The organism is Bacillus sp. TE8-1 (assembly GCF_008368855.1).
GTDB classification, from domain to species: Bacteria; Bacillota; Bacilli; order Bacillales; family Bacillaceae_G; genus Bacillus_A; species Bacillus_A cereus.
In genome coordinates this window covers 1-10,165 of sequence record NZ_QPET01000055.1, presented here as the reverse complement: position 1 = coordinate 10,165, position 10,165 = coordinate 1, and the positions used below count along the sequence as shown (strand labels likewise).

Genomic DNA, 10,165 nt, shown 5'->3' with positions numbered 1-10,165 from the left:
TCTTAGAATGAATCGAAGTCTTTTTGACCTGCTTTTTTAACTTTTTCTTTATCTGGATTCTCTAATTCAGCAAATTCAGCAATGTAATCAAAGCAATCACCAACGGTCATTTCTTCTAAGTCACCTTGTGTTAAATTTGCTTTATAACAAAGAGCAAGAAACAATTCAGTAGTAAATTCTTCATCACTAAATGTCCCTTGCTCTCCATTATTTTTCTTTATTTTTTTTTTGCTCCCATAGTGAGCTGAACTAATTCCATGACTTCTGGCATAATTTCTTCAATCGGGAATTCTTCAAATTCATCCAACCACGCCATAGGATCAGGAATATTGGGATCAGCGGTTTTAGCATATAACCAAGTTAAATCATAAATAAGCTCAAAATCCACATTGCTTAAATCAACATTAGACATATCAAGAGGTTGTTGTGAGCCATCTGGTGAAGTTAATGCACTATTTGCGCCTAAACCCATCAAATCTGCAAATAAATTACGTCTGAATTGCGCTTTATATCGTTTAACTGTTGCTGCTGTAGCTTTTAATCTGACTTGTTTTCCATCTATTGTAATTGTCTTTTCCATTCACTTACGCCCCTTTCGGTAATGCAGGTACTTTTGTGTAAACTTTTTTGTACCAATTATCATAGATTTCTTGTTTTGATTTAGTGGTAGTTTTCGTTTTTACCATACGTTTTCCATTAATATCAATTGGACTTGATACAAATTTAAGCTCATTTGTATTTGGCTCCGCTGAATTAGTTTTTGTTTTAGATGCAATCGTTGGACGACTTGCTGAACAGTTAAACATAACATGTCGAGTCGCTCGTACATCGCCATCAAATTCAAACAATAAAGCAAATGGTTTTCCTTTAGCGTCAGCTAATTCATTTAATACACCGTCTTCTGTGTCTAATTCCTCTCCCAATGCATCAACTGCAAATTGCTCTGGAATAGTCGCAATAGATAGCGTCCCATCATAACCTTGGTTATTACTTGCTGCATAGTAAAGCATGTCATCAGCATAGAACTCAATTAAATCCCCTCGTGGATCAAAGGTTAATTCAACCGCACCTGGTAATCGAATCGGTGTACTGAATGTAATTGCACCATCTTTAATTTCATAGAGTGCATAGTGGACATTTTTCAGACCGAAAGCTACTTTATTTTCATTCATTTATATCAACCTCGTTTCATATATTTTTTGATATATTTTTTCAGATTCAATAAAAGTCCCATACGAATTATAAGGTATCTCATGATCGTCCAAGATCTTTTCAAGCTTTGCTTCTGTGACTAAATCTTTTTTAGTTGTATAAAGCTCTATATTTAAATCATTTATTTTGTGATAAACCTTGTTATCAGCCATTAAATTTGCTGATCCATCCACAAGGAAACATATATAAGGTGGCGCTGGTACTGGCTTACCTGGTGTTGCTGTAAAATGCGAATAAGCCACAGGATAACCTGTAGCTTCAAGGATTTTTGTTAATTCACCTAATGTCATTCTTGAACCGCCCTCTCGATACGTCTTGGCAATTCATTAATTACATACTCTTCAACTGGACGAATATGCACTTGAGCGGGAACACGCCCACCTCCGACTTTCGCATGTCCATTTTCTAAAAGATGCGTTAATTGTCCTTGTGAATTGTGGACGACAACACCATTACCTTCTTTTTTTTTACGCCATCCTTTACGATATGCCCCTGTTTTTTTAGGACTACCTTGCTTTAATTTTTCTACAGCAACATCAGCAACTTCTTCTTGCGCTGTCAGTAATTCTTCTTCCACAACATTTGCATATCTTTGCAATTCTCTAGCAAGTTCGCTCGCAAAATCATTCATATCAAATATGCTCCTTTGCGATAATAGTCAATGTTTGATACATTTCATCATCATTCATTGGCGGTTCGATAATATCAAAGATACGATCCTTCATTTTAATTCGCATTAATTCTGTAATTCCTGTTGTATAAGGAATTACAAATCTATAAATTCGTGTAGACTGTGAAGCCGAAGCTTCAATGTACTCTGAACCTTTTACCGTTTTTATCATTGCCCATGCTTTTTTTACTTCTTGCCAATTACCTGTTTCAACTTCTTGATTCAAATCATCTTTTATTACTTCAGGTTGCTCAATGATAATTCGATTTCTACAATCACCTGTATTCAGTGGTTTCTTGTACTGAAAAGGACGCATATTAATCACCGTCCAATTTAATTTCTTCTAATGCTTTATCGATACCTAAACTATTAATTTGACTTAAAAAATTCTTGTCAAAATACTCTAATGCATCGTTATAAACATAACGAGAACGTTCAAAGACTAATTCTTTGAACTCCTCGTCTTTATTTAAATCATAATTCCCACAAACCCTAAGTAATGCCTTGTTAGACGTAGAAAGGATGCGCTTTAGGTTATCATCTTCCTCATCACCCAAGTGCATCCTATCTTTAAATTCCTGTAATATTTCATTTGAAATTACTGTATCCATTCACATCATTCCTTATTTAGTTGCTGGTGGAGTTGGTGGTGTAAATGAAATTTCTAAATCGTAAACAAGAGCCGCTTTATTATCTTTCGGTTTCCCGTTAGCAAATTGTTTAATTGTATAAAGAGTAGCATCTTCGAAAGCTAATGTTTGATCAAATTCTTTTAGCTTGTATCCACCTGCGATTGCAGCAATATATTGTCCTTTTACAAAGAATAATGCTTTACCAACAGGAACTTCCTCACACTCGACAGGTTTGATGTTATAAGGTAATGCCATTACCCATTGACCTGTTGCGGTCTGGATTGTATTACGTGCTTGTACGCCAATCGCATCAATCGGGTTAACTACCATTACAATTTTATTTAATACTTTTCTGGATTTCCCTTTTGCATCAACAGATAAAGCTTTTACTACTTCATAAAGTTCGCCTGCTACAATTACCCCTTTATCAGACGGAGCAAATGTTAGTTTACCAGAAGATTTTTTATCAGTAACAGCACCTGTTTCTGGATTTACATCTTTCATTAAACCAACTGGTTGATGTGCTACAGATCCGCCACCATTAATAAAACCAAATTCTAGACCGACAGAATATGTTTCTACTAAAACAGTTCGAACGTAACGTTCAATCCATTCCGGTCCAAGCTCCTTCATATCATTCGGAATTGCTGCAAATGCAGTTAATTTAAGTTGACCAATTTTTTCTTGTTTGAAGATGGCATCAATTTGCCCACGGATTTCACCGAATAATTCACCCCATACATACGCCTTCGTTGCATCAGAATAAATAAACTTCGTAACTGCTCCTAAATCTTGCAAACCAATTTCAGCTAATAAGGGATGTTCCGTAACTAAATCTTCAAACACACGCTCTTGAGTCGTTACAGGAAGAATTGAGCCATCTGTAAATCCACCTTCTTTAACAACTGCATTGAAGAATTTTGTTTCTGCTGAAGTTAAAACATTTTGACCACGTTGCTGTAAAATTGAACGATCAAGCATATCGTTATTTACTTGTTCACGAACAGTATTTGCTACATCTGTTTGTAGTGCATCAAAGAAACCTTCAAACGCTGACGTTTGTTCTTGTTCTGTACTTTCCGCGTTAGTTAAAGTATCCGTCAATTTTGCTTTTGCCTTATTAAATGCTTCAGATTTATTAAATTTAATAACCATTATGTGTTTCCTCCATTTTTTTATAATTTTAAAAGGAGCCCTTTAATCCCACCGTTTTTTACAGGTTTAGGATTCGGCTCCTTTGGTTGTTCTTCTATATTGTTTTGTAAATCATTCAGGATTTCATTTTTTAATCCTGATAATGCTGCATTTAAATCTTCTTTTGTGATTCCTTGACCTTTGTTCATGGTTCCATTTCTAAAGCCATCGATTACTTTTTGCGGAAGCATGGCAGCAGTAGCCGTTGAAGCTGTCATTTTAACCTGATTCTCCATAAACATGATTTCATCCGCGAAATTGTTTTCTAATGCTTGTTGCGGACCCATCCAAGTTTCTTCAGCCATCATGTTAAGTAATTCTTCCTCTGATTTACCACTTTTAATGACATAGGCATTTACAATTGCTCGATCTGTTATTTTTAACATCTCAGCCGCCTTTTCCATGTCACGATGATCTCCACCATGCCACTTAGCAGCGTTGTGAATCATGATTTTTGCTGTTGGAGAAATTCGAACTTTATCACCTGCCATCGCAATTACAGAAGCTGCACTTGCTGCTAAACCAACAATTTGAACTTCTACATGACCAGGATAATTTTTTAATGCTGTGTAAATTTCCGAACCTTCATCTACATAACCACCAGGACTATTGATAGATACAATTAAATCCTCACTATTTGCGTTATCCAATTGTTTTGTAATCTTACCTGGGCTTGTAGCATCCATTTCAAACCAATCATAAATCCACGCTTCATCATTCGAAATAATTGGTCCTTTAACGTCAATTTTCACCGTCATTTGTATTCTCACCTCCTTCAGTTTCAGTTAGTTTCGTATAGTTTTTCGTAATATGGTGTGTATTTAAGTTAGGATCATCAGAAACTTCATATCCTACTTCTAATCGAATCTCATTCCCTGTAAATGCACTTGAAGAAATGAGTTTATCAATGCTTGTCGCAAGGTCAAATATACTTTGATAAGAAACAGCTTTAACTTCAATTTTTTGACCTGAAAGATACTCTTCTTCTTCAAAAAATTTAACGTTTGCTTCATCAGAAATCTTTTTTAATAAAGGTTTCACTGTGAAAAGCATATAATTTTTCGTTTGCTTCTCAACATCAGCCATTTCACCATATATCAAAGCAGTCGGAATACCAAAAGCCATTGCTACTTGATTTAAGAAGCCATTTGTTACTTTATTAATTTCCTCCACACTCTGCCCAGAACTTGCTCCACCTGACGTTTCAGCATACTTAAAACCTGGTTGTTGCGGAATGATAGCGACATCTTTTTCTCCAATCGCTTTGTACATGTTATCAATAAACTCTTGCAGTTTTGATTGGTGTTCTTTGCTCTTTGCAGCGAGCATGTCCATATCAACTGTTCCGCGAATTTGATTCTTACGTTTTTGAGAACTTAATATTCTACCGAATAAATCCCCATAATCAGTAAACAAACCATCGATAAGAGGTGATAACTTATCATTCCTGTATCTTAAATGAATGACTTCACTTTGTTTAAAACTTCTCTTAAACTGATAATCTTTTACAGTGACATTTGTAAAAGTATCTTCAAACACAGCATATTCGTTATGTTCAAAGTCATCAGCAATAAGTAAATCACCATCATCCGCTTGGATAATCAAAGCTTCATTATCATAAATAAGTCTGTAAATGAAACTCTCCCAAAAGGTACTTGCAGTCATATTCTTATTCGGTCTGACATTTAATCGGTAGTAAAGCTCATCCTTTTCAAATTCTTCACCATTTTTCACTCTAAATTCTGACTGACTAATTGTTCTCCCTAAAAAGGATATACAGGTATCAATCGCCAGTCGCTTCATGTGTACTCTATTGGCTTTCTCAATAAACATTTCCACATCAAACATAAATCCTACTTCACTATTTCTTTTAAAAACCGCATCTAGCCATCCAATGATTATCACCTCCTTTATTAGAATTTAATACCGTCTAACATAAAATCGAATTCATCAACAAGAATGTTATCCGCTTGCCATAATGCATGGATAAAGGCTTGGAATCCATCTGTTTTGCGCTTAAATTCATCTTTTTTCAGATATTCTTTGTTGCCGTCCTTTTTAATATGGACGTAAACATTGTTGGTGTACCAACGCATTAATGGATTATCTCCGAAAATAATACGATTGTTGGCAAATAAAGTTTCAACCCTTGGTGCTAATAAAGAATGAATCGCTTTTGGATTACGAATATATAACAATATGAAACCTTCAGCTTCAAGTGCTGTTTTAACAAGATCAAGACGGAAAGTATCAGCTACTATTGTGTTAAATCCGTATATCTCACGCATTTTTACAAACCAATCTACAATGTGAGAGATATTAATAACTGGTTCATCCACAATAGTTAGTAAACCATTTTCAGCCCATTCATATATAGGTGCTTTTAATTTCACCTTGTCCAAGAATCCTTTACGTACAAATGAATGACCTTTCCATATATAATCTTCACCATGTTTAAATAGTAAACCGACCGCAGCAAAGTCTTTGATGCTGGCGAAGTCGAGTCCACCTACAGCTACTTTATGTTTTAAATCAGGAACTTCTCTAAGCGTTTCTCCATCTTCTTCAAAACCAGTACGCATTATTTCTTCCCATGAAGCTACAGACTTTGTTAAATCTGTTTCAGGGTAATTCATACGTTTTGTGATGAATTCTTCACGGTTTGAAGGATTATTTTCTAATTGTTTATATTGAGTTAATACCTTTTTAAATAATTGTTTAGCATAAGAACTTCTCGGCTCACTAAACATCGGATTCGCTTTTTCCCATACATCAGGATTATCAATTTCTTCTGGATTATCTATCTTGCAAATGAAAGGGAATAATGGATCTTCTAAATCTTTTCCCTTTAGAATGTTCATCGCTCGCTCTTTCGTTTTGTCCAGGAATCCGTCGCGGACAAAGCCATCTGTACCAATAAAAAATTCTCTAGCATTTGGCACTTTTCCAAGTCCACTAGAGAATACATTTACTACATCAAAGTTTTCGTATCGATGTATTTCATCGTAAATAACACAACCGTCACGAAGTCCATCCTTAGAACCAGCATTAGATGTATGATATTGCATAATGCTTTGCGTATCGTTACTCAGTATCTCTACCTTAGTTCGATAAAACATATCTTCTAGTATTTCTTTTCCTTTAATAGCATCATAGACTTCACGGAAAGAAACTTTAGCCTGCTTCTCGTTGTTCGCCACAATTGAAACATTGTATCGATCTATTCCGTGTAGCGGACTAATAAAGAAATGGCATAACGATGAAATTAAACCATTTTTCCCACCACCACGAGCCATCATAATTAAAAATTGCTCGTAAAAAACAGAATCATCTTCTTTATAGAAAAGAAAAACAAATGCTGTTAGGAACTTTTGAAATGCTTGCAATTCAAAGTACCATTTCTCAGTGAATTTTATATAGTCCTCATGCATTTCATTATCGAAATACAAATCATCGCGTATTAAAATGTATTTCTCCAGGTACTCAATTAGCATTATGCGCTCTTTATTCAGCTTAATTTTCCCTGCGCGATACATCTCAATATATTCAGTGACATATTTATTTTGAATCATGTTAAATCTTTAACTGAGCGCACAGGTTTTGAAGGAACTTTCTTTTCTTCTGCCGATGCTTCTAATCCAAGTGCATCTAAAATCTTTATCATTCGATCATTTGTTTTGTGTAAATCATTAATAGAAGGATTGGATTTCGGACCATGCATGCCAGATACTTTTATTCCTGTTTCTTCAATATCATCAACAAGAATACACTTTAAATCCCACAACGATAAATAGTCTTGAATTAAGTCGGTATAATGATTACCTACAATCTTTTTTTCTTTCAATTGATTTGTTAGATCCTTTTCAATCCTTTTTCTCATTGTTTCACGCTTCACTCTAGCCACAATATCCCTCCCTTCTGATTTACATCGTTTTCCAATTTGATATAACGCGCGAATTTGCTTATAAATTTGAAAAATCGACCCCCTCCTCCGGTGCCCCTTAGACGAAAAAAAGCCCAATTCTTGAACCGGGGGGTATTATTACTGATTCTTTTTTACCATTTTTCATCGTGTTCCCATTTGTTGATTTTCTTTTCGAATACTCTACCATGTTCTTTATTATGGCAATCCACACAGACTGTTTCTAGATTATCCATTTCTAATGCAAGTTCAGGATGATGTTCAAGTTCTTTTATATGATGAACAACGAGTTGAATCTTCTTACGCTTTGCACTCTCACTGTACTCATCGGTATCTGTTTGAACTCGTCCGTTACGCTTACACTCCTGGCATTCAAAGTTGTCACGCTTCTTTACTTGTTCACGTATACTCTTCCACTCACCACTGTCATAGAACTTACGCTTCTGTTGTTTGGTTTTATATTCTTTCATCATTCGTCACTAAGAACTCATCCATGGTTTTATCTAACAAACTAACCATCGCTTCTCTCTTTTGCTTTGGCGTTGTATTATCTTCCAACTCATTAAAGATTGGAATTGCATTTTCTAATTTCTGTTTATTGATACGCTCATTCACAAGGTCCTGTCCTAACATTGAAATGAAAGTACCAATTGCAACCGCTTGTTCTTGTTTAGTTAGTTTCATTTTTCATCATCCTTTTCAATTAAATGTTCAAGACCTTCTAACGATTCTTCACCATTCACATATATCGTCACATTTCTTAAAATAGTAATTACATCCTTCATTCCTCCAAAATAAAAAGCACCCGGATGGATGCTATTTATTTACTAAGACTATTCTCGGCTCTCTACATTCACCTGTCCCGATGATATTATTTTCTTCCAAAAGATTAATAATTTTAGCAGCCTTCGTATACCCAATTCTAAATCTACGCTGTAACATCGTCGTTGATATCCTGTTCTTTTTAACTACCCATTCTTTAGCAGGCTCATAAACCCCATCTACATATTCCTTAATCTTATCTTCCATTTCCCCTCTCCCTAACAAGGTACAAAATATACATATATAAGCTTTATATTTAAAATACAAAAAATAAAATTTCAATCTTCTTACATTCATCTACCGCTTATACGGTGTAAATCAAAATTGAATATACACTCAAGAAATTTCTTCTTTTCAATCTACAACCATCACTATCATTCATAACTATCTAATTTCAATTATCAAGAGGCACTCAAACAACGTTTCCGCCACTACTCACAATACAAATATAACACGTTAACTCCAAAACAACCGACACATTTCCCGCCAAAAAACGGCCAGTATTCTGCCACTTTTTATCTTAGTAATTTACCGAGTTCTAATCTAATTACCAGAACATCCAGATTAAATTCTTGTAGCTAGAACGTACTAATTCAATATCTCTCTCTGATACAGCCTATAAGGCACATATCTTCTAAATTGTCTCTCTAACGCCATACATAATTAACTGCCATATTCAAGCCCGGTTAGTTCCCTTTTCTAAAAGATGAACAACTCTTAATTCTCTTTAATATTCAAATAATTTATGTTTATGAGTATAGGTGGTAAATCATTCTTAATGTAGAATTCTAGGATTATAAAGTTAAAAATAGAATTATTTATTTTTTTCAGAAAAACCAGGGTCTATTGGATCCACAATGTAAGATTTCCCTATAATGATGAGAAGAATAAACAGAATCACCGTTAAAATAAAAAAACTATTACTTCCCATTTTCATCCTCCTTTTTAGTGTGTTGTTTAAAACAGTAGAGATATTAAGGTATCATATTAGGATGATTGAAGATAATTTTAATCAGTTTCTTTTTCAGATTTCGTACTAGTATCATTAAAGACATTACCTACTAAACTAAATATTTTTTTTCCACCTTCACTATTTAAAAGGTTCATTAAAAATACTGGGTCCTGAATTTTTTTTAATAGTGTTTGTATAACTACAGATTTAGCAATGTTCAATAACTCTGTTGAAGATATTTGTATATTGAAATAAGGAATATTAATTTGGAGCGGAGAAGATGTAGTAGATTTTCCCTTTGGTTCTTCGTTCGTTTTATTCTTTATTTGCTTTGATGTTTTTGGAGAAGAGGGAATGGATTTAATCATCGATGCTTGGTTTTTTTTTGAATTTCCTTTATTTTTTTGAATAGATGAAACTTGGCAGGAAACATTTTTGTTGAGATATGGGGTAGATTCCATTTTTTCTCCTTTCATAATTAACATTTTTATATTTCTATCATATATTATATTAGTTAAGGATCGCTTTACATTATGTAAAACAATCCTTAACTTTGAAGGAATAAGCAAGGTGTCACTTAACTACAGCTTCTGCCACCGAAACAACTTGCTCCAATAATTATAAGCAAAATAAATAACACCACTAATAAAGCAAAACCACAGTGACCATAACCCCAACCATATCCAGAATCATTTTTTTCAGCCATGATATTCTCCTCCATTCTTTACAAAATTAACTTCATAAACTAACAAAAGCAAGCA

At 34.3% G+C, this 10,165-nt stretch carries 17 protein-coding genes; all 17 read right to left on the bottom strand.

Translation table 11 applies throughout. The features are described 5' to 3' along the window. Positions 1-217: 217 nt before the first annotated feature. A complete protein-coding gene (locus DN404_RS30115; RefSeq protein WP_149215860.1) occupies positions 218-580 on the bottom strand; it encodes a hypothetical protein in 363 nt (120 codons plus the stop codon). A gap of 4 nt (positions 581-584) precedes the next feature. Then, positions 585-1,172, bottom strand: coding sequence for a major tail protein (locus DN404_RS30110; RefSeq protein ID WP_001004914.1), 588 nt, complete (start codon positions 1,170-1,172; stop codon positions 585-587). Beyond that, positions 1,173-1,502 (bottom strand): hypothetical protein, encoded by a 330-nt coding sequence (locus DN404_RS30105; RefSeq protein ID WP_149215859.1) that lies wholly within the window; start codon positions 1,500-1,502, stop codon positions 1,173-1,175. Next, on the bottom strand, positions 1,499-1,843 hold the full coding sequence (locus DN404_RS30100; protein ID WP_149215858.1) for an HK97 gp10 family phage protein: 345 nt from the start codon (positions 1,841-1,843) through the stop codon (positions 1,499-1,501). The genes DN404_RS30105 and DN404_RS30100 overlap by 4 nt, the downstream gene beginning before the upstream one ends. A gap of 1 nt (position 1,844) precedes the next feature. Beyond that, complete coding sequence (locus DN404_RS30095; RefSeq protein WP_149215857.1) at positions 1,845-2,198, bottom strand: phage head closure protein; 354 nt, start codon at positions 2,196-2,198, stop codon at positions 1,845-1,847. Between the two features lies 1 nt (position 2,199). After that, positions 2,200-2,493 carry a hypothetical protein gene (locus tag DN404_RS30090; RefSeq protein ID WP_029442425.1) on the bottom strand — a complete coding sequence of 98 codons (294 nt, stop codon included), beginning with the start codon at positions 2,491-2,493 and terminating at the stop codon, positions 2,200-2,202. 12 nt (positions 2,494-2,505) lie between these two features. Further along, on the bottom strand, positions 2,506-3,669 hold the full coding sequence (locus DN404_RS30085) for a phage major capsid protein (protein WP_000234857.1): 1,164 nt from the start codon (positions 3,667-3,669) through the stop codon (positions 2,506-2,508). 20 nt (positions 3,670-3,689) lie between these two features. Then, positions 3,690-4,466 carry a head maturation protease, ClpP-related gene (locus DN404_RS30080; protein WP_149215856.1) on the bottom strand — a complete coding sequence of 259 codons (777 nt, stop codon included), beginning with the start codon at positions 4,464-4,466 and terminating at the stop codon, positions 3,690-3,692. Then, a complete protein-coding gene (locus tag DN404_RS30075) occupies positions 4,450-5,613 on the bottom strand; it encodes a phage portal protein (RefSeq protein ID WP_472926811.1) in 1,164 nt (387 codons plus the stop codon). Before DN404_RS30075 ends, DN404_RS30080 begins: the two co-directional genes overlap by 17 nt. An 8-nt stretch (positions 5,614-5,621) precedes the next feature. Continuing rightward, positions 5,622-7,280, bottom strand: coding sequence for a terminase TerL endonuclease subunit (locus DN404_RS30070; RefSeq protein ID WP_000615659.1), 1,659 nt, complete (start codon positions 7,278-7,280; stop codon positions 5,622-5,624). Then, complete coding sequence (locus tag DN404_RS30065; RefSeq protein ID WP_000124846.1) at positions 7,277-7,612, bottom strand: P27 family phage terminase small subunit; 336 nt, start codon at positions 7,610-7,612, stop codon at positions 7,277-7,279. Before DN404_RS30065 ends, DN404_RS30070 begins: the two co-directional genes overlap by 4 nt. A gap of 152 nt (positions 7,613-7,764) precedes the next feature. Continuing rightward, positions 7,765-8,100 (bottom strand): HNH endonuclease, encoded by a 336-nt coding sequence (locus tag DN404_RS30060; protein ID WP_149215861.1) that lies wholly within the window; start codon positions 8,098-8,100, stop codon positions 7,765-7,767. Then, positions 8,087-8,314: a hypothetical protein gene (locus DN404_RS30055; RefSeq protein WP_149215855.1), complete on the bottom strand. Its 228-nt coding sequence runs from the start codon at positions 8,312-8,314 to the stop codon at positions 8,087-8,089. Before DN404_RS30055 ends, DN404_RS30060 begins: the two co-directional genes overlap by 14 nt. A 132-nt stretch (positions 8,315-8,446) precedes the next feature. Further along, positions 8,447-8,659, bottom strand: coding sequence for a DNA translocase FtsK (locus DN404_RS30050; RefSeq protein ID WP_149215854.1), 213 nt, complete (start codon positions 8,657-8,659; stop codon positions 8,447-8,449). 607 nt (positions 8,660-9,266) lie between these two features. Next, complete coding sequence (locus DN404_RS30045; protein ID WP_255445567.1) at positions 9,267-9,383, bottom strand: YjcZ family sporulation protein; 117 nt, start codon at positions 9,381-9,383, stop codon at positions 9,267-9,269. 77 nt (positions 9,384-9,460) lie between these two features. After that, positions 9,461-9,865 carry a hypothetical protein gene (locus DN404_RS30040; protein WP_149215852.1) on the bottom strand — a complete coding sequence of 135 codons (405 nt, stop codon included), beginning with the start codon at positions 9,863-9,865 and terminating at the stop codon, positions 9,461-9,463. A 116-nt stretch (positions 9,866-9,981) separates the two neighbouring features. Next, positions 9,982-10,125, bottom strand: coding sequence for a YjcZ family sporulation protein (locus tag DN404_RS30035; protein WP_255445566.1), 144 nt, complete (start codon positions 10,123-10,125; stop codon positions 9,982-9,984). Between the last annotated feature and the right edge of the window lie 40 nt (positions 10,126-10,165).